Origin of the sequence: Haloarcula sp. S1AR25-4 (assembly GCF_031624555.1) — an archaeon.
GTDB lineage: Archaea > Halobacteriota > Halobacteria > Halobacteriales > Haloarculaceae > Haloarcula > Haloarcula pellucida.
This window is the reverse complement of sequence record NZ_JAMQOR010000002.1, coordinates 49624-68598: the sequence shown is the minus strand read 5'-3', so window position 1 is coordinate 68598 and position 18975 is coordinate 49624. Positions and strand designations below refer to the sequence as shown.

Genomic DNA, 18975 nt, shown 5'->3' with positions numbered 1-18975 from the left:
TTCTAATCCTGCCCCTGCTTGCCACCACCATATGGCTACGTCGAGCGGTGTACTGCCCGTCCTCAAGAACACGCGCCGCCGCGTCAGTTCGTGGGCACGATCCGACGAATACGCGACGATCAAACTCGTCGTCGGCGTCACGCTCCTCGCGCTCGTCTTGCGATTGGTCTCGCTCGGACAGCGCGTCGCCCACTTCGACGAGGGCCGGGTCGCCTACTGGGCATGGCACTTCGGCGACACCGGGTCGTTCGCCTACCGGTACATCATCCACGGACCGTTCATCCAACACGTCGACCGGTGGCTGTTCGCCGTTATCGGCCCCTCCGACTTCGCGATGCGCCTCCCCGTTGCGGTCATCGGCGGCCTCATGCCACTCATCGCGCTCCTGTTCCGCCGGCATCTCCGCCGGACGGAAGTCGTCGCCGTCGCGCTCTTGCTCGCGGTCAACCCGGTGTTGCTGTACTACTCGCGGTTCATGCGGAGCGACGTCCTCGTCGCCGCGTTCATGTTCGCCGCGTTCGGCTTTCTCGTCCGCTTCTACGACACCCGCAAACCGCGCTACCTCTACGCCGTCGCCTTCTTCATGGCACTCGGGTTCGCCTCGAAGGAGAACGCCCTCGTCTACGTGCTGACGTGGCTCGGCGCGACGGGGCTCTTGCTCGCGAAGGTGCTCGTCCTCCCGAACGGGTTCCGCGACGCCGTCCTGTTCGTCACCGACACGCCCTCGGCGGGCGAGATTCGGGACCGGGTCGTCGGCCGCGTGAGAGGCGATATCGCCCTCGTCGTGGAGACTGTCCGGTCGTTCCGCGCCCGCCACGACAGCCCCCTCGGCGTGTTCGGCATCTACGTCGGCCACGTCGCCCTCGGCGTCGTACTGTTCGCCGCCGTCTCGCTGTTCTTCTACGCGCCACGCGGTGCCGGCGTCGCCGGTATCCAGCACCCGCCCGCCCCGCCGTCGGCTGGCTCCGTCGGCTTCTGGGAGGGCGTGACCAACCCGGCGCTGTTCGGCGAGATGCTCCAGACGACCGTCGACCGCGTCGTGAACCAGTGGGGCGAGTGGCTCAACCCCGCCTCCGAGAAGACCCTCGACGACTACGAGCGCCACCTCGGCGTGTTCGTCAAGGCGATGGCGTACGCCTCGGCTCCGCTGACGGCCTTTGCCGGCCTCGGCTACGTCCTCGACCGACTGGGGTACACCGCACCGCGCCACCTCGTCCCGTTCCTCTTCTACGGCGGGTTCGTCTCCATCTTCGGCTACCCGCTGGGAACCGACATCGGCGCACCGTGGATCGTCACCCACGCCGTCGTCCCGCTTGCTGTCCCGGCGGGCGTCGCCCTCGCGGCGGTGTTCCGCTGGGGGGTCGAGTCGCTGTCGACCGACGACGAGACGGGCGTCGCCATCGCGGCCGTCGTCTTCCTCCTGTTGACGGTGCTCGTCGCCAACGTCGCCGTCACCCGCGTCTACACCAACACGACCGCCGACAGCAACGAACTCGTCCAGTTCGCCCAGCCAGACCAGTCTGTCAGACAGGCACTGACCGAGATGGACCGCGTCGCGACGGCCCACGACGGCGGCCCCGACGTCGTCGTCTACCACGGCGAGTCGGGCGACGCCTACGACGACAACAACGCCTACGTCGAGGAGAGCAGGGACACGTGGGACGACGCGTGGTGGAACCTCCAGCCGACCTGTCTGGAGTGGCACAACACGCTCCCGCTACCGTGGTACTTCGCGGCCAGCGACGCGAACGTCGCCTGTGAGAACCAGGAGACGGCGCTCGGCGTGCGAGCGATGCAGAATCAGCCACCTATCGTCATCACGCAGGTGTACGACTCGACGGTGCCCAGAGAGCGCCTGCGGTCGGCGGGCTACACGAACGAGAGCTACATGATGCGCACCAGCGGCTACAAGAACACTTTCACCGTCTGGACACACGAGGAGTACGCGGACAACGCGACGGTCGAGTGAGGCCGACCGTCGCTCTCGTCGGCCCAGAAATCAACGCTTAAGCGCTCGCCAGCGAAAGCGCGGCACATGACACGTACGTCGCCCGGCCCGACCGTCGGTGTGGTCGGCGGTGGGCAACTCGGACGCATGATGGGAGAGGCGGCCGCGCCGCTGGGCGTCGAACTGGTCGTCGCCGACCCGACGCCGGACTGTCCGGCCACGCCGGTCGTCCGCGACCAGTTGGTCGGCGACTTCGACGACGAGGAGACGTTCCGCCGACTGGCCGAGCGCGCGGACGTCCTCACCTACGAGATAGAGCTGGCCGACCCCGACGTCCTCGAACGAGTCGCCGAGGAGACGGGGACGCCGGTCCACCCCGATCCCGAGACGCTCCGGACCATCGAGGACAAACTCGTCCAGAAACGGCGGCTCTCCGAGGCCGGGGTTCCGGTCCCGGCGTTCCGCGCCGTCGAGACGGCCGAGGACTTGCGCGAGGCCTGCGAGGAACTCGGCTACCCCGCGATGCTGAAGGCCCGCACTGGCGGCTACGACGGGCGCGGGAACGTCCCGGTCTCCGGTCCCGAAGACGTCGAGGCGGCCGTCGACGACGTCGCCGGCCCGGCGATGGTCGAAGAGATGGTCGACTTCGAGCGTGAACTGGCCGTGATGGGTTGTCGCGGCGACGGCGAACGCGACACGTTCCCGGTCACCGAGACCATCCACGAAGAAGAGATCCTCCGCGAGAGCGTCGCGCCGGCCCGCGCGAGCGAAGCGGTCCGTGACCGCGCCCGCGAGGTGGCGCTGGACGTCTTAGACGTGATGGACGGCCGCGGCGTCTTCGGCATCGAACTGTTCCAGACGGCCGACGACGAGATTCTCCTGAACGAAATCGCCCCGCGGCCGCACAACTCCGGCCACTGGACTATCGAGGGCTGTCACACCTCGCAGTTCGAACAGCACGTCCGGGCGGTGCTGGGGATGCCGCTGGGAACGACCGAGCAGCGCGACCCCACCGTCTCGACGAACATTCTGGGCGACGTCGACGAGCGTCAACCAGCGGTGCTGTACGGCGACGACGCCGTGTTCGACACTGACCGAGCGCACCTCCACTGGTACGGCAAGCACGAGGTGTACGAGTTGCGGAAGATGGGCCACGTCACGATGCCCGGTGACGGCGAGCGCGACGTCGACGAGTTGCTCGCCGACGTCCGCGAGTTGCGCGACGGACTCACGTTCCGGGACTGATACTGGTGGCTGTACGTTCGTAACGATATTCGCCGCCCCGGGGTGGCGAATTACTTCAGTTTGTTACAGCCACCAGTATGAGAACTCGCCCCTCGACAGCGGCGCCCCGCTCACGGCCCGCTACTCACTCTCGCTCACTCGTACCGAACCGAGTCGTCTTTGTCCGTCCGGTACCGAGCGAGGCTATGGACCGACGAGCATTTCTCCGGGCAGTCGGGCCGACCACGGCAGTCGGTCTGGCCGGGTGTATCGGTGGTAGGAGCGCCAACACCGACTACGACGTCGGGATGGGCGCGAAGGTGTTCCGGCCACAGGAACTGCGGGTCGAACCGGGCACCACCGTGACGTGGCTCAACACGAGCAAACAGGGCCACACCGTCACCGCCTACGAGGACACCCTCCCCGAGGGCGCCGACTTCTTCGCCTCGGGCGGGTTCGAGTCGGAACAGGCCGCCCGAGACGCGTGGGGGAACAGTTCGGACGGGACGCTGTTCGAGGGACAGTCCTTCGAACACACGTTCGAGGTGCGCGGCGAGTACCCGTACTTTTGCATCCCGCACGAACGCGGCGGGATGGTCGGCACCGTAGTCGTCACTGACGACCCGGAAACGACCGAAGAATAGTCGGCTATGTGCCGAACGGAGTTAGGCTTCTTCGACTTCGACGTCTTCCTCGTCGACGTCGACGGCCGTCTCCTCTTCGGCGGCGACTTCCTCGGGGCGAGCCTCGAGGGTGGTCTTCTGGATCTCGACGCGGCGGAGGGGGTAGATCTCCTTGGCCTCGCCGTAGATGGCCGAGGAGAGACGCCCCTCGACGACGCTGTCGACGAGTTCCTCGAAGGTGCGGTCCTTCGCGGTCTCCTCGACGAGGTCGATCATCGTGCGGCGGATGGCTTTCTCCTGGGAGGCGTCGGCCTTCTTCGTCGTGACGGCGACCGGCTGAATCTGGACGCGGTAGTCGTCCGTCGTCAGCACGGTGATGAAGGCCTCGACCTTCGAGGAGCCGCGGCGGACGAGCGAGCGCAGGTAGTCCCGCGTTAGCTCGTGCTTGACGAACTCCGTGTACGCGGAGTCGCTGGCGACCTCGTTGATCTTGAAGGTCAGCTTCGTGTTGTTCTCGCTGGCGTCCTTGTTCAGTTCGCCCAGCGTCGTTTCGATGGTGCGACCGAGCACCTGGTCCGGTTCGTCTGCGGGTGTCTCACCGAGAACCTCCCGGTCGAACTGTTCGGGAGCCTGCACGGTGTACCACCGCTTTTGCTGTTTGCGCTTTGAGACGCTTCGTTCACTCATGGTTGGATTGTATGGATTGGTCGGATAGCTGTGCTGCGACCCGGAGGTTGACGACGTAGTCGTCGACGGTCGACTGCAACCCGCCCGTCGAGTCGCGCTCGACGGTGGTGACCACGGCGTCGTCTTCGACGCGGGTGGTCATCTCGTCGGTGTTGTCCGGCCGGAGTGCGGCCGCGATGCGTGCCGCGCGGGCTGGCGAGCCGTGTGTCGTGCGGATCTCGGCCCGTCTCATAGTGCCTCCCTGAACGCTTCGATGAGGTCCGCGGTCGGCACGTCGAATCTCGCGCTGGCGCGGGTACCGTGCCCAACCGCCTCGCCGTCGACGGCGTCGGCGGCGGCCCGCATCGCCGCGGCCACGTCCCGGCCGTCGGTGGCGCGGGCGGCGGCTTCGCCGTCCGTGACGACGAGCGTCACGGGTTCGGGCGCGCGGAAGTCGGCCACGAGACGGGCGACGGTGCCGACCGGCATCTGATCGCCGCGGGCGACGAACAGGCCGTCGTATCGGCCGGTCGTCGCGTCGTCGACGGCGGCGTGGGCCCGGCGGGCGTGGGTTCGCCACGCCGAGAGGGCGTCCTCGCGGACGCTGTCGTGCCCGAGCGCGAGTGCGACGCCCGTTCCCGGTCGCTCCCGGGCAACGGCGTCTAACACGTCGGCGTAGCCGCCGATCGTCTCGAACGGCCCGCCCACGTAGGGGTGGAGGACGCGACCGAGGGCGTCGGCGGCCCGCGGCGGCGCGTCGTCCACGCCGGTGACCGACAGTGCGACCAGCGACGCGACGCGCCGGTGGTCGTCGTCGGTCGGGTCGGCGGGCAGGGCCAGTTCGGCCAGCGTCGCTCGTGCCTGCTCCTCGTCCCCCGAGAAGGGGCCCGAAAGCAGCGTCGAGTGGGCCAGTCCGTCGGCGAGGTCCGCGACCGGTACCGCGAGTCCGGGGCGGCGGTCGAGGCCCGCCTGTTCGGCGGCGCTCTCGACCGACCCGTCCACGTCGCCGCCAGCGATCGTGCCGGCGAGCGCGAGGGTCGGACTGGTCGCGGTGCCGAGTTCGCGCGCCACCTCGAAGGCGGCCGCGGTCGGCCGGTCGGCCAGCGTGTGGTCGGCAGTCGGGAGCGAGCGACCGAGGGCGACTGTCGCGTCGGCCTCCGTCGTCCGGTCGGGGTCGGCGAAGGGGGCGACGACGCTCGCCTGGAACGGCGTTCCGGCGGCGTCGAGTGCCCGTGCCAGTACGCCCGTCGCGGCCAGCGAAGCGCCGGTCGCGTCGCTGACGAGCCGAACGAAGTCGGCGGCGCCGAGCGACGCGGCGACGTCACTGGGGGCGGGGGCTGGCGGCTGTTCCCGACCGGTGGTCGACATCAGTCTTCGTAGAGCAGCGCGACGGCCTTGTCGTAGCTGTAGGTGAAGTCCTCGTCGAGTTCGTCACCGCGGTAGTAGTCGACGAGTCGGCGAATCTTCGACTGCGTGTTCTGGAGTGCACGCTTGTTCTGGTGGTCGCCGGGGTTCTCGTCCATGTGGTCGCGCAGACGCACTGCGCGCTCCATCAGGTTCCGGAGGTCCTCGGGGACGTCGCCGTCGGCGTCGTTCTCCTCGAGAATCTCGGTGACCTTCTTACCGGTCGCGAGTTTGACGTTCGGGACGGGCGTGCCCTGAACACCTTCGTCGCGTAGTTTGAGACCGATTTCGCTGGGCGAGTGACCCTGCTCTGCGAGTTCGACGACGCGCGCTTCGACGGCGTCGTCGTCGACGTCGCTCCACTCCGGGGGTTCGTCTGCCGCGGGCTTGTCCGAGTCGGACGAGCCGCGACGGCGTGTGTGCATTCGTGCCATTGTTGTCGATTGGAACCGCACGAACCGCTCGTCGCTGCCGGTAGCGAGGCGTATCGGCATCGGACGATGCCAAACACGGCCGCAATCCCGAGCCGTGGAAGCCCACGGCGTGTCAGATTTGCGGTCGTGCTGTTCCCGTAGAGGCGTCGTCGGTCACGCGACTAAACCGTTTCCATCTCGTCTCCGTGGCCAGTAGACATTTGTACTGGTACATCCACGGTGGGTGCATGGATAGGCGTGCGTTCCTGCAAAGCGGCGTCGCGGTCACCGGCGCCGTCGTCGCCGGGTGTGCCAGCGACGGGCCGACGGGGACGCTCGCCACGTACGTCAGTGACCAGCCCGGCGACATCGGCGATTTCGAGTCCTGTGTCGTCTCCGTCGACGAGATTCGCGTCCTGCCGGCGGCGTCGGCCACCGGGACGGCAGACCACGACGGCGACGAACTGACCTTCAGCGTCAGCGGCGTCACCCTCGACCTCGTCGACCTGACCGGCGAGGCGGCCACACTCGCCGAGACAGTAGAGCTCCGAACCGAGGAGTACGCCTACCTCAAACTCGGTATCTCGACCGTCGAAGCGTCGCTCGCGGACGGCGGCATGGCGATGGTCACGACGCCCGGGAACGCCCGCCTGAAGTTCCCGCAGTCGTTCGAGATTCGCACCGGCCGGACGACGCGCTTTACTGCGGACTTCACGCCGGTGGCTCGGGGCGGGACCGGCCGGTACGTACTCAAGCCAGTCGCCGAGGAGACTACCGTCAGCTACGGTGAGTAACGGTACCGAGCCACATTCAGTGTTCGATACCACGCCAAGAGTATTATGTCAGAAGCAACTGTAATAAACCATGCCGGGAAGGGGTGGCAGCGTCGGGTCTCGGGGGCAGAGTGCGCCGTTGGGAGTCGTACTCGTCCTCGCGGTCATGATCGTCTCGACGACGGCTGTCGTCGCGCTGGGTGCCGACGCCATCGCGAGTACGCAGAGCCAACTGGACACCGAGCGGACCAATAAAGTACTGACGCAACTGGACTCACAAGCCGCGCTCGTCGCGCTCGGTCAGTCGGAGGTCCAGCGAGTCGACCTCTCGGCGGTTGGGTCGAACAGATATCGGGTGGTCGATGGGACCGACGGCGGGGAGATACGTGTCGAAGTCGACGGCGTCGCGACGCCCATCATCGAACAGGAGATGGGCAAAGTCGTCTACGAAGGTGAGGGCGGAACGAGGGTCGCGTATCAGGGTGGTGGCGTCTGGCGGACGAACGCGGACGGGCAGGGAGTGATGGTCTCGCCACCTGAACTGCACTATCGGAACGCCACGCTGACGCTTCCGCTAGTGACGGTCTCCGGCGATTCGTCGCTCAGTGGGCAGGCCACCGTCACCGACAACGGGTCGATGCAGGCCTATCCGAACACGACGCTCGGTCGGACGAATCCCCTACAGAGCGGTCGCGTCAACGTCGTCGTCCAGAGCGAGTACTATCGAGCGTGGGGCGACTATTTCGAGGAGCGGACGGACGGCGGGGTGGCGTACGACCACGTGAACGAGGAGGTGACGCTTACCCTCTCTGTTCCAGCGACGAACCCCCCAGTCGCCGGCGGTATCGTCTCGGGGGCGCCCGGCACGTCGATGACCATCAAGAACAACGCCGAGGCAGACAGCTACAACTCCTCGAACGGCGACTACAGTGCGACGGTAGCAGAGGAGACCCGAATCATCGCTGCCGGCGACGTCGACGTCGAGAACAACGCCGTGATCAAGGGGAGTCTGGAGGCTGGCGGTGACGTCGATATCGCCAACAACGGTGAGATTCGTGGCAACCTCTCGTACGGCGGGACGGCCTCTGGAGGGGGGTATCCGGGCGGCGTCGACGGCTGGGACGAACAGAACGCGTCCGTCACCTCGCCGGACTCCGTGGAACTGCTCATCGACAATCGGCGAGTCGGCGCCGACGACAGTAGCGAGAACGACAACGACGACCCGAGCGTGGACATCGACGAGAGCACGAACACGCTGGAGAACTGCGGGTCGACCTGTGAGGTGACTGCCGGGACGTATTACCTAGATTATATGAACGTTCCGGGGACCCTCCGAATCGACAGCAGCGGTGGGCCAGTGAATATCGTCGTTGATGGCGACGTCACCCTTCCGAACAACGCGAACATCGAAGTCGTCGGTGGCAACCGCGTCAACCTCTACGTCGAAGGCGACGTGACTTACGGGCAGAACGCCTACAACTCCGTTACCGGTGACGAGGCCCCGAACTTCTGGGTGTACACGAACCCCGGCGCGAGCGCCACGTTCGACAACAACGCCGTCTTCGTCGGAGTCCTGTACGGTCCGGGGGACGGTGCCAATCCCGGGACGTCTGCGACGCTCGACAACAATGCACACGTCTATGGCGGTATCGTCGGCGACGTCTCGTTCATCAGCAACAACTACGGCGTCCACTACGACGAAGCGCTGACGAACGTCCAGAGCGTCCAGAACGCGCGAACGATACCTGCACTGACCTACCTCCACGTCTCGGTCAACCGAGTCAACGTCACGGCGTCGTAATCAGCGCCGTGCGGGAGTGACAGTTCGGTTTCTCCGACGATACTCTCACCGTAGGCGGTCGCTCCGATGAAGCTATCAGTTCTCACCAATCGGCCATCGTGCTTATCACGGATGATATCTAAGTCGTCGCAATGCGATCGCCAATCGACTCCGAGGATGGCCAGCGGCGCCAACGCGCGCAGTCTGCGCCACTCGGGGTGGCACTGATGCTCGCCGTGATGATCGTCGCGACGACGACGGTGGTCGCGCTCAGTGCTGGCGCAATCACCGGCACGCAGTCGGAACTCGGCACAGAACGGACACAGAAGGCGATGACCGAACTGGACTCCCGGACGGCCCTCGTCGCACTGGGCCAGTCCGGCGTCCAGCAGGTCAGCCTCTCGGAGCGCGGCAGCCAGCAGTACCGCGTCGAGGAGGGCGCTGGGTGGATGAACCTCTCGTACGAGAACACGACGACGGGCACCCAGACCACGATCTACAACGAGACGATGGGCGCCGTCGTCTACGAGAGTGAGACCGACCGGACGATAGCGTATCAGGGCGGCGGCGTCTGGCAGTCAGGTCGCGGCGACCGCTCGGTGATGATCTCGCCACCGGAGTTCCACTACCGGAACGCGACGCTGACGCTCCCGCTCGTGACCGTACAGGGCGAGTCGTCGCTCGACGGGAAGGCGGTCGTCACCCACAACAACACCACGCGGTACTTTCCGAACAAGAAACTCAACACCCAGTTCCAGAACCCGCTGAACAACGGCCGCGTCACCGTCACGGTCAGGAGTCGATACTACCGTGCGTGGGGGGCGTTCTTCGAGACGCGAACAGACGGCGACGTTGAGTACGAACACGCGAACAACGTCGTCACCGCGGAACTGGTCGCCCCCGTCGACAAGCAGCGGCTCACCTCCGCGACGTCTAGCCTCTCGGCGAGTGGGGGGTTCACCGTCAACGGGGGTGCGACGCACAACGACACCTGTGGGGCCGCGACCGACGTCTACACGGACAGCTACAACTCCAGTGGCACGACCAACGACTACTGTACGCAAGCGAGCAACGGGAACCTCGGGGACGACGGGGACGTCGTCTACGGTCGGAACATCGATATCAGCGGTGGCGCCGCCGGCGAGGACTTCAACGGTGACCTCGTCTCCGGTCGGAGCGTCGTCGTCGGGAACGGGGCCGGGAAACCGGACGTCGACGGGAACATCAGCTACACGGACAACTGCAGTCCCAGCGTAAGCGACTGCCAGAGTCGCATCGTCGACCCCGACGGGGGCGTCAAGCAGATCAGCGGCGTCGACCAGGCCGCAGCGATAAACGGCATCGTCCGCGACCGACTCGAAACGGCCGCCAGCGACAACGACAACGCCGGGACGCCGGCAGACGGCGCGAGCATCGATTACACCTCCGGCACCGCGGAACTGGAGGACGGGACGTACTACCTCACAGACCTGACCGTCGCGTCCGGCGACACGCTGACGCTCGATACGACGGGCGGCGACATCGTCCTCGCGGTGCAGGAGAACGTCGAACTGGGCGACGGTGCGACCATCGAGGTCGAAGGTCCGGGCACCGTCAGCCTCTACGTCGGCGGGACCGGCGGACACACGGACCACGTCTTCTTAGACGACGACGCCGCGGTGACGAACCTCGGTGACGACGCACCGCAGTTCCGCGCCTACGGTCGCGACAACCTGACCGTGACAATCGGTGGCGGGAGTAGTTCTCACCCGGCGAAGTACGTCGGCGTCATCTACGCGCCCCCGGGCGTCACTGGCACCGGCAGCGTGACTATCGACGGCGGCCTCGTCTACGGCGGTATCCTCACCGGCCAGACCACCATCGAAAACAGCGGAAAGGGCGGCATCCACTACGACGAGGCGCTACGGACCCAGAACATCCTCTCGCGGGACGACTCCGTCGTGAAGGTCACGTACATTCACGCGTCGGTCAATCAGGTCAACGTCACCAGCACCTGATCACGTATCGATGTTGACCCTGATGTCGTGATAGACGACGTAGACGCGGTCGATGTTGCCCGGATTGTACGTACACTGCACGTTCGTCCCGCCCGGTGGAACGCTGGAACAGGAGAATCCGTACTCCTTGTACACCTCGGCCCAGAGCGACGCTCGCGGCGTCGAACTCATCGTGATCTGGACGCTGTCGACGTCGGCAGACCGGTTCCGGTAGAAGACGTTCGAACCGCGGTGGTTCATCCGGACGAGTACCGTCGACCCGCTGAGACTCTGGACGTTGGGTCGGTTGACGCCCACTACCGTCACGAGCATCCGTTTCTCGTCGACGACGAGTGGCGGTTCGCGGACGACCACGCCGCCGTCGCGGTTCGTCCGGAACACGGCACCGGCCTCGTAGACGATTTTCCGGTCGTCGTTGCCCTCGTAGACGACCGGTCGGATATCTTTCGTTAAGGTCGTCGGTAGCCCGCCACTACCACCATCGAGTTTCACTTCCATCGTCACGTTGTCGCCGGTTCGAAGCTGGGACTCGCCGAGGCTGATCTCGGTCGCGCGACTCGGCGCACCGCGCTGGTGGATGTCCGCGACGTTGTCCGCGAGCACGTCGAAGGCGCGCTCTGCGCTCTCCAGTTGCTCGACGTCGCGAACGTCTTGCAGGCTCCCGAGGCCGCCCACCGAGATGAGCGCGATAGAGGCGACGATGAGCGTAAAGACCAGCGTGAAGCTCAGCACCTCGCTCACGGCGCGATCAGACATCGGTTATCACCAGTTCACTCGGGCTTGGACCTTTGTCGTACCAGATCTGGACGACGCCACCGTCGGCCGTCGACCCGGACCTGAGGTCCGTCTTGACCTCCAGACTGACCGTGACAGACACCTCGGGCTCGGTCGACGTCAGGACGAGCGTCTCCTGATTCTCGACTGCGACGTCGTAGCTACTGCCCGAGACGCGGTCCGGGAACGTCTGGTTCATCCGGACCGTCGGACTCTGTCCGGCCCGGACCAACCGGTCGGCCCGTGAGAGATCAGACGCCACCTGATGTCCGATGATGGTGAGTTCCTCACGGACGACCTGTTCCCGTCGGTCGTTGACGTAGTCGGTGCCGGCGACGAGGAGGCCGGTTATCAGCAACGCCGATATCGACAGTGTCAGCGTGTACGACAGCGTCGTCGAGACGGCGCGATTATGCATCTGGCTCACCCGGTGCGACCCTGATGTCCGTCACGTACCGCAGGTTCGGTGTATCGTAGCTGTACTCGACGGTAATCTCGTAGTATGCGTCGGTCCAGTAGGGGTCGCCCGGTGTGATACCGAGCGCTCCCTCGTCGACGTTGGTGTTGAGCAGGCTCGACCCGCGGACGACCATCGAGTAGTTGCCGTGCATCGCCGTCGCGTTCTTGAACCGAATCTTGTAGTCCTCGATGGGGCCGTCGGGCGCCCCAGCGGCGAAGTGCATATTCTCACCGCTCGAGGTGATTCCGAGCGCGTCACATGGCTCGGCGGCCACGGTACCGCCTGTCACGTCGATGCGGACGAAACTGTGTTTTTTCGTCACCTCACAGGCCTCCCTGGTTACCGACCCGCCGTCATTCTTGACGACGACGACACGGACGACATCGCCGGTCGGGTTCCAGATGTGCATCTGCCATGTGTTCGTGTTGCCGCTCGCTGCGAGTGAGTCATCCCTGACCTCTATCTCGAACGACGTGGCGTTGTTCGATCCGTCTATCTCGCTCGCATTGATGACGAACGCGCGCGTAGCATTCTCGCCGGCTATCCCGGACCGCGTGACGTCCTCAGCGACCACGTAGTTCGCACTCCCCGATGTGGACGTGAAGTCGTCGCCGGTCGAACTATTCTGGGCGATGCGCCGCCCGTCGACGTTGGCGCCGGGGTCGCCGGGTCTGTACGAGACGTTCACCAGCGTGCCGGTCATCGCCTGCTGTTGCTCTGTCTGCATGCTCGTGTTGTTGACAGCGAACGTGATGGCCTCGTCACGGACGCTGTCGGTGCTGTAGTTGTATCGGTTGGCGTCGTCCAGCGCGTAGCCGGCGTTGGTCTCGACCATCGCCCGCATCGCCAGCGCGTCGTCGCTGCCCGCCGTCTCGCCCCGACTCGCGAGGTTCTCGGTGAAGATGGCGGAGTTGACGATGAGCGCCAGCGCGACGAACGTCACCGCGAGCGCGAACGCCGCGATGAGGATTATCTGCCCCCGGTCGTCGCGGTTTAGATCCGCCACGCGATCACCTCCACACGGACCGTGTTGTAGACGTTAGAGGGAAGGTTCGGTATCGGATACGTGTCCCTGTCGTCCCGTATGACCGTCGCGTTCCTCGTCTCGTTGGCGTCGTACAGGTGATCGTGGTCCATCAGCGTTATCGTGTGGCTCGCGCCGACGGCGTTGTCGCTCGGGACGCCGCTGTAGATGTACCGTCGACTGATGACGTCGCCGTCCTCGTTCTGGAACCAGAAGTAGACGTTGTAGGCGATGCCTCGCCTGTCGAACGACCGGTTGAGCATCTGACCCAGCGTGTTGTTCGGTGGCCCACTCGTATAGTAGCCTAAGTTCTCGTTCGTGCCGTGGAACTGCTCTGAGGTGTTGTTCCAGTAGAGGACGGCGGGCTTGAGCGAGTCGTTCTGTGCCGCCGCCGCCAGCACGCCACTCCCCGTCGCCTGCTGCTGGTTTTCGATGTGCTGGCTCGACGTACTCGCAGACAGCGGCGTCACCGCCGTCATCTGCAACGCGAAGACGAGACTCGACAGCAACATCAGTCCGGCGACGACTGCCTCCAGCGTGTGTGCTTGCCCGCGCATGTTACCACATCTCCACGTAGAGGGTGACGTCCTCCAAGTTCAGCGAGACGACCCGCAGTGCGGTCACCGTCTCGTCGTTCGTCGACGGCGGCGTGTCGCCGCGGGCGAGTCGGACATCGCTCCCCACACAGTCTGACTGCTCCAGTAACCGTTCGTCCGAGACATCCCAACACAGAATCTCCTCTCGTTCGCTCGGCTGTTTCGTCACGTTCCCACGGATGGTGACGTTGACGTGCTGCCGATTCGCGTCCAGTCCCAACTGCTCGCTTAGCGACTCGTCGTCGAACACACAGCGGCCCGGCCCGTTCCCATCGAAGAACTCGACGGTACAGAACCGGTCGATGGTGTACGGCTGGTCGGGCCCGCCGAGCGTCGACTTCGTCAACTGGTCTGCGACCCGGTTGGTGGTGACCGTCTCGTCCTGTGCCCCCGCCGTGAACGGAGACAGCAGGCCGGGAATGAACAGGAAGACGAAGATGAGCACCGCCAGAAAGAGACTCATCCCGATGGCGAAGTCGAGCGTCGTCTGTCCGCGCATCAGTTCCCCCGCCCCACTTCGAAGCCGTACCACTGACGGCCACCCAGCCTATCGGTGCTAGTTCCCTTGCCGTACATGTGTCGCCTCGCGCAGCCCCACGCTACGCGGTGTCTGACGGACTGTCGCACTCGACGCTCTTGTACATTGTGGCAGTCCCGGCTGGGAGTGCGGGACGGCAGCGACTCGCACGTTCGATTCGGTTCGATGGGTTTAAGAAAGCCCGTCGGATACGATTGGATGCAACGAGGGCTCGTAGATCAGGGGTAGATCACTCCCTTGGCATGGGAGAGGCCCCGGGTTCAAATCCCGGCGAGTCCACTCAAATTTTACCGGCGTAGCCGGGGAAATTACAACACGGAGAGCGAGTCGCTTCTTTCCGATTTCACCGGAATTGGGGTTCTGCGTATCTCCCTCTGGAAAGAGAGTTCACCCGGAATCCGGATGCACCCCTCGCTGTCCTGCGGTTATTTTGAGGGAGTGTCCTCTTTCGACATTTCTCGGAGGTGGTCGCTGTGTCGCGTAAGCGCGACCTCGCTCGTCCTACTACTGATTGGCCCTATCCTCGTGACGAGTTCGTCCGCGCGTCGCGCCTCCTGGAGGCGACCGACGAGGATGTTCGTCGAGCCATCGAGCGCCAATCACCGTCCGCACCAACTCGACCAGCCGGCAGCACCCCCTCGCGGGGTGACCCGGAAGCCCGAGCGTCTCCCCCGAACCCGGAGGGTGAGGGGAATCCTAACAGCGACACGCCGGGCCAGCACGTCGACGATGCCCACCCAACCAGTCCCGAATGAGCGTCGTCGAGCCGCCGGGACACCTGGGCGGGCTCGACCTCGCCGATAGATGTAACACTCCCGTACTGGCAGACCTCCTGGAAGAGCGCGATCTACTCGGTCACGGTCAGCTCATCGACGGAACTCTCACAGAACGTGACACAGATCGCGTGCGCGTCGCTAAGTTCATTGCGGCGCATCCAGAGGGTACACCGCTTTCTCACGTTGTTTCGTACGCAGTCAAAGGTGTCTCGCCCGAAGCCTGCGAGCGTGTCGAAGGCTCTGACCCCGACTACCAGTTTGCATACCGCTTCGTCGACGACCTCGTAGCCCCCGAAGACCCCTACGTGCGAAAATCACGGTCCTCAGGGGTCCTGATGGTGACCCCAACCCTCCGCCTTCTTGACTTGATTACAGAAGGCATTACTCAAACGGCCCACACAGAGGGCGTAACCTATGACCGCGAGTTCCTTCGTAACTACCTCTCTCGGGTTGATTCTGTAGACGATGACCTGCGGGAATTGCTGAAAGACGGTTTTACATCCTACCTGAATCGCATCAAAGACTACCGCCTGCTGTTTGACGTTCACTTCGTCGATCGCCGTGGTGGCGAGTCTACCCAGCGGATGACAAAGGACTACAAGACGCGATTCAACGACCAAGGCCGTGTCTCGAAACAGTTCGCCCGCTTCAACGATGCGCTGGAATGGGCGTACGAACACGCAGAGAACGCGGCAGTGGCGACGTTCACCACCGACCCGAAGCGTCAAAGTCCCTGCTCGACGGTGTGGACAGCATTAACCCGAACTTCAACCGGTTGCTGTCTTATCTCGATTCGGACCCGTCGACGAAAGACGATACACGTGACTCCGACGTGCGTGGTTGGCGGCCCGACCTCGATGATGACGTGACCGGGCGACCTCGGGAACGACCAAACTACATCAAGGCGCTGGAGTTCACCGAGAAGGGCTATCCACACCTGCACGTGCTTTTCTTCGATGTGCCGACCCGCGATGAAGACGGAATGCCGTGGCTGTGCGATAAGCCTGAACTGGCCGCGAAGTGGGCCGACTACGGACAAGGCGAAATCATAGACGTGTACCCGCTGACGTACCGCGACGACCTCGACGACCTCGAACCAGAGTTCCAGAGTGACGAAGGCTTTGTCGACTGGTACCGGTTCGGCGACCACGATCATGGAGAAGAGTGGGTCCGCGAACGGACCCGCTCACATGAGCTAATCGAGTTCGGTGATGACGGTCACGAGATGGAGTCCACCGCTGGTGCGTACCTCGGGAAGTACCTGAGTGCGACGTTCGGTTCCTTACTCGACGCGACCGAATCGTTCGTCGAGTCCGAGGAAGAACGCGAGTCGTTTGTCGACAAGGCGGCGACATGGAAGCTCGCTCTGTACTGGGCGACCAACCGCCGGTTCTGGTCTTGCTCCCAGTCGATCATCGAGGGAATCGACCCGAACGACCACCTGCAAGATCCAGATGTGCGTGAGGCCATCCGGTGGTGTTCACTTGACTCGACGAAAGTCGCGAGCGAACGCGAGATACGTGACGACCTCGCTCGGCGGCATTGGGACGATCTCGATGACCTCGACGCCGCAATAGAGCGGGCGATTTCCGACGTGGAACAGCCACGGGTACAGTCGACGTTGCCTGAAGACGTATCGTTCCGGTGTATCGTCGACTATATCGGAGCGTATGCGTACTGGGACCTCCCGAGTAGCGAGTTAGGAGACGGATCGCATGACTTCGAGGCCGCCGAGGACTGTATTGCTGATTGCGATGAGTTAGTTGTCAATAGTGAGAACGACCCGCCGATAGTTGATGTGTGGTCCTGACTTCCGAGCGGGAAACACCATATCGCAACGATAGTCCATAATTTCATAATTGTCGTCAAATAAATCCCAGATAATGGAGGACGACGAAGAGGAGATTATTATAGAGGAAACCGCCGAGATACTGTTCCAACAACAGTTTGAGATATATCAGCACATCCAAACACAGGCGGTAAATTTACTGAGGACTGTCATTGCTGCTGGAGCCTTTCTCATGGTCGCCGTCGGTACTATCTTGCCATCTAGTCCAACGAAGGTAATTAGCCAGTACAACTCAACAGCGGCATATCAGTCAGCGTCTCAAGAACTTGGGACAGACATTACAAATGTCCTATTCTTTGCCCTAAGCAGTCGTGTATCTGGTTTCACTATTTTGGCTGCTGGTGGACTTATTGGCATAGTTGGATTGATAAACGTCGCTAAAGTACTCCGTTCGAAGCCTTTTGATCCGGTATCCAACGATACACTGTATCATATTCTTCCAGAAGAGTGGAATTCAGGCCATGTTGATGAACAAAAAATAAGGCCAAATCCAAGATACTTTGAGAGTAAAATTGACCAAGAATGGTTAAATAAAAATAACGACAAAATATCTACTGCTCAAGCATTACTCTCAACTGGTCAGAAGGTTCTTGTTGCGTCTGGCGGCGTACTCTTTTTTGGCCTCGTTCTTATGGGTATGAGCTATTTAGGCGATATTAGAGGATTGATCATGGCGAACTTCACGATTGTCGCCACAACTCTGCTTATTTTACTTATGTATTCATGGGCAATAATTGTCGGTAGAGACCGCCAGTCTTTATCTTCTTTACTACCGGATATTTGGGATCTTAACGATGGTAACGTTATGTTATTAGCTATAGCCGCACTATTTGTGATTCTTGGTATAATTTTCAATTTTATTGGTGTATTTTTCTGGATAATATCGGTAGACTTCTATCCACTAGTCCAAATATAGCTTCTCGATTTCTTATCTTAACTGGAAAACTTGTTGTGGGCGGTGTGCATCAATTGAACTATTCTACTATAACTACCTAACTCTAAATGAAGGGTAATATTTTTGAACGGATTGTCTGTGCTCGATTCCGTGCTAGTTCGTCCTGATTCCACTCACTCTCGTTCCATGATATAGTCAATCTACCTGAATTTTTGACTGTGATCATATTTTCATCACCCCTTTTGGTATTCAGTTGCTTCACTTCAAGTGCATCAACAGCAGCGTCGATCACACTATTTCCTTGTAAATTTCCGTCTCCTTGTCCAGTACTGAATGTCAGTCCTTCACACAACTCTGCAAGATCTCCAATATCATCGCCGAGTCCATTCCCGGAGATATTCTCGCTGTCGCCCGGATGATTAAAGGCTATTTTACTAATAGTGTCTGCATTCTGGTACACCGACCTCATTTTATCACTCTCGAAGAACTTCCGAGTGAAAAAGTCGTTATCGACATCCATGTCAGCGATCTTCGCAATGAATGCGGGTATCCAGGCTTCTGCTATGTCTTGGCGAGTCTGGAAAGCGAATTCACCCGTGTCAAAATAGATTACGCTGGCTGTCTCTAGAACAGTCTCATTTTGTTCGACCTCTTCATTATCATCATTCCGTATTCTGAAACTTTCTGGAGTGTCTGTGACATATCGGAAATAGCAGAAATTGTACGAATCTCTGTTCATTTCATAGTGGGCGTTCCTACCCTTTTCGAGATAGTCTAGTGTCTCCCCACTGACTGGATCTTCCTCTTCATTTCTCTGTGAAAATTCGTCATTAATGTTCTCTGCTAATTCCTCTGGTGTAGGAAGCTCATCTTGCGGGAGATCAAACTCTGCAATCCTGAATGTCTGTCGAACCGTCATAATACCCCATTAAAGTGATGGTAATAAATACCTTCTGCTGAATCAGACCTCTCTAAAAATCAGTCATGTCTTTCAGACTGGTTTGGTGTCCACCAGATCCAGCTTCGTCCAGCTTGTTTACCATTGATACGAATCTCGTTGAGAAGTTCTTTTAATCGAACTCGTGTCTCATTGGATTTTATTGGGAGTTGTTCAGCAACTTCGTTAGTTGATAACACGGGATCGCTAGCCTGAGATAAGACTGAGATTATCTCGTCATCTGTCACAGGAGGTTATCCGCGAGACGTATCCGTTTCTCAAGAGTGGATTCACGAAA

At 61.9% G+C, this 18975-nt stretch carries 19 protein-coding genes and 1 tRNA gene; 10 read left to right on the top strand and 10 right to left on the bottom strand.

The genetic code is table 11. The features are described 5' to 3' along the window. The first annotated feature begins 31 nt into the window (after window positions 1-31). The 3 genes from NDI85_RS08990 to NDI85_RS08980 all read left to right on the top strand — a co-directional run bounded on the left by NDI85_RS08990 (window position 32) and on the right by NDI85_RS08980 (window position 3816). Window positions 32-1969 carry a flippase activity-associated protein Agl23 gene (locus tag NDI85_RS08990; protein ID WP_188998343.1) on the top strand — a complete coding sequence of 646 codons (1938 nt, stop codon included), beginning with the start codon at window positions 32-34 and terminating at the stop codon, window positions 1967-1969. Between the two features lie 66 nt (window positions 1970-2035). Continuing rightward, entirely contained in the window at window positions 2036-3193 is a 1158-nt protein-coding gene (locus NDI85_RS08985; protein WP_310915576.1) for a 5-(carboxyamino)imidazole ribonucleotide synthase, read from the top strand. Between the two features lie 185 nt (window positions 3194-3378). Further along, the gene (locus NDI85_RS08980) at window positions 3379-3816 is read left to right on the top strand and encodes a plastocyanin/azurin family copper-binding protein (protein ID WP_188998338.1); all 438 of its coding nucleotides are present in this window, start codon (window positions 3379-3381) and stop codon (window positions 3814-3816) included. 21 nt (window positions 3817-3837) lie between these two features. On the opposite strand, the gene NDI85_RS08975 is transcribed toward NDI85_RS08980, so the two are convergent. Genes NDI85_RS08975 through NDI85_RS08960 form a run of 4 tightly spaced genes read right to left on the bottom strand, consistent with a single transcriptional unit; the run spans window position 3838 to window position 6299 of the window. Then, window positions 3838-4482, bottom strand: coding sequence for a 30S ribosomal protein S3ae (locus NDI85_RS08975; RefSeq protein WP_166971362.1), 645 nt, complete (start codon window positions 4480-4482; stop codon window positions 3838-3840). Further along, window positions 4475-4714: a KEOPS complex subunit Pcc1 gene (locus NDI85_RS08970; protein WP_310915575.1), complete on the bottom strand. Its 240-nt coding sequence runs from the start codon at window positions 4712-4714 to the stop codon at window positions 4475-4477. Before NDI85_RS08970 ends, NDI85_RS08975 begins: the two co-directional genes overlap by 8 nt. After that, complete coding sequence (locus NDI85_RS08965; RefSeq protein ID WP_310915574.1) at window positions 4711-5829, bottom strand: hypothetical protein; 1119 nt, start codon at window positions 5827-5829, stop codon at window positions 4711-4713. Before NDI85_RS08965 ends, NDI85_RS08970 begins: the two co-directional genes overlap by 4 nt. Then, window positions 5829-6299 carry a 30S ribosomal protein S15 gene (locus NDI85_RS08960; protein ID WP_166971356.1) on the bottom strand — a complete coding sequence of 157 codons (471 nt, stop codon included), beginning with the start codon at window positions 6297-6299 and terminating at the stop codon, window positions 5829-5831. Before NDI85_RS08960 ends, NDI85_RS08965 begins: the two co-directional genes overlap by 1 nt. Window positions 6300-6526: 227 nt before the next feature. Between NDI85_RS08960 and NDI85_RS08955 the strand changes: the two genes are divergently transcribed. From NDI85_RS08955 to NDI85_RS08945, 3 genes are all read left to right on the top strand, one after another. Further along, window positions 6527-7072, top strand: coding sequence for a DUF4382 domain-containing protein (locus NDI85_RS08955; RefSeq protein ID WP_310915573.1), 546 nt, complete (start codon window positions 6527-6529; stop codon window positions 7070-7072). Window positions 7073-7142: 70 nt separating this feature from the next. After that, window positions 7143-8852: a hypothetical protein gene (locus tag NDI85_RS08950; RefSeq protein ID WP_310915572.1), complete on the top strand. Its 1710-nt coding sequence runs from the start codon at window positions 7143-7145 to the stop codon at window positions 8850-8852. Between the two features lie 131 nt (window positions 8853-8983). Further along, window positions 8984-10828 (top strand): hypothetical protein, encoded by a 1845-nt coding sequence (locus NDI85_RS08945; RefSeq protein WP_310915571.1) that lies wholly within the window; start codon window positions 8984-8986, stop codon window positions 10826-10828. Here NDI85_RS08945 and NDI85_RS08940 read toward each other — a convergent pair whose 3' ends face one another. Genes NDI85_RS08940 through NDI85_RS08920 form a run of 5 tightly spaced genes read right to left on the bottom strand, consistent with a single transcriptional unit; the run spans window position 10829 to window position 14181 of the window. Then, entirely contained in the window at window positions 10829-11584 is a 756-nt protein-coding gene (locus tag NDI85_RS08940; protein ID WP_310915570.1) for a hypothetical protein, read from the bottom strand. It lies immediately after the preceding gene. Further along, window positions 11577-12020, bottom strand: a complete 444-nt coding sequence (locus NDI85_RS08935) for a hypothetical protein (RefSeq protein WP_310915569.1) — start codon at window positions 12018-12020, stop codon at window positions 11577-11579. Before NDI85_RS08935 ends, NDI85_RS08940 begins: the two co-directional genes overlap by 8 nt. Next, complete coding sequence (locus NDI85_RS08930) at window positions 12013-13068, bottom strand: hypothetical protein (RefSeq protein ID WP_188998321.1); 1056 nt, start codon at window positions 13066-13068, stop codon at window positions 12013-12015. The genes NDI85_RS08935 and NDI85_RS08930 overlap by 8 nt, the downstream gene beginning before the upstream one ends. After that, window positions 13056-13643, bottom strand: a complete 588-nt coding sequence (locus NDI85_RS08925; RefSeq protein WP_188998318.1) for a hypothetical protein — start codon at window positions 13641-13643, stop codon at window positions 13056-13058. Before NDI85_RS08925 ends, NDI85_RS08930 begins: the two co-directional genes overlap by 13 nt. A gap of 1 nt (window position 13644) precedes the next feature. Then, window positions 13645-14181 (bottom strand): hypothetical protein, encoded by a 537-nt coding sequence (locus NDI85_RS08920; RefSeq protein WP_310915568.1) that lies wholly within the window; start codon window positions 14179-14181, stop codon window positions 13645-13647. Between the two features lie 246 nt (window positions 14182-14427). Here NDI85_RS08920 and NDI85_RS08915 point away from each other — a divergent pair. The 4 genes from NDI85_RS08915 to NDI85_RS08900 all read left to right on the top strand — a co-directional run bounded on the left by NDI85_RS08915 (window position 14428) and on the right by NDI85_RS08900 (window position 17761). Next, a tRNA-Ala gene (locus tag NDI85_RS08915) sits at window positions 14428-14499 on the top strand. Between the two features lie 472 nt (window positions 14500-14971). Beyond that, the gene (locus NDI85_RS08910) at window positions 14972-15865 is read left to right on the top strand and encodes a hypothetical protein (protein WP_310915567.1); all 894 of its coding nucleotides are present in this window, start codon (window positions 14972-14974) and stop codon (window positions 15863-15865) included. Beyond that, window positions 15829-16806, top strand: a complete 978-nt coding sequence (locus tag NDI85_RS08905; RefSeq protein WP_310915566.1) for a hypothetical protein — start codon at window positions 15829-15831, stop codon at window positions 16804-16806. Before NDI85_RS08910 ends, NDI85_RS08905 begins: the two co-directional genes overlap by 37 nt. A gap of 73 nt (window positions 16807-16879) precedes the next feature. Next, window positions 16880-17761, top strand: a complete 882-nt coding sequence (locus tag NDI85_RS08900) for a hypothetical protein (protein WP_310915565.1) — start codon at window positions 16880-16882, stop codon at window positions 17759-17761. Window positions 17762-17843: 82 nt separating this feature from the next. Here NDI85_RS08900 and NDI85_RS08895 read toward each other — a convergent pair whose 3' ends face one another. Next, window positions 17844-18659 carry a hypothetical protein gene (locus NDI85_RS08895; RefSeq protein WP_310915564.1) on the bottom strand — a complete coding sequence of 272 codons (816 nt, stop codon included), beginning with the start codon at window positions 18657-18659 and terminating at the stop codon, window positions 17844-17846. Window positions 18660-18975 lie beyond the last annotated feature (316 nt).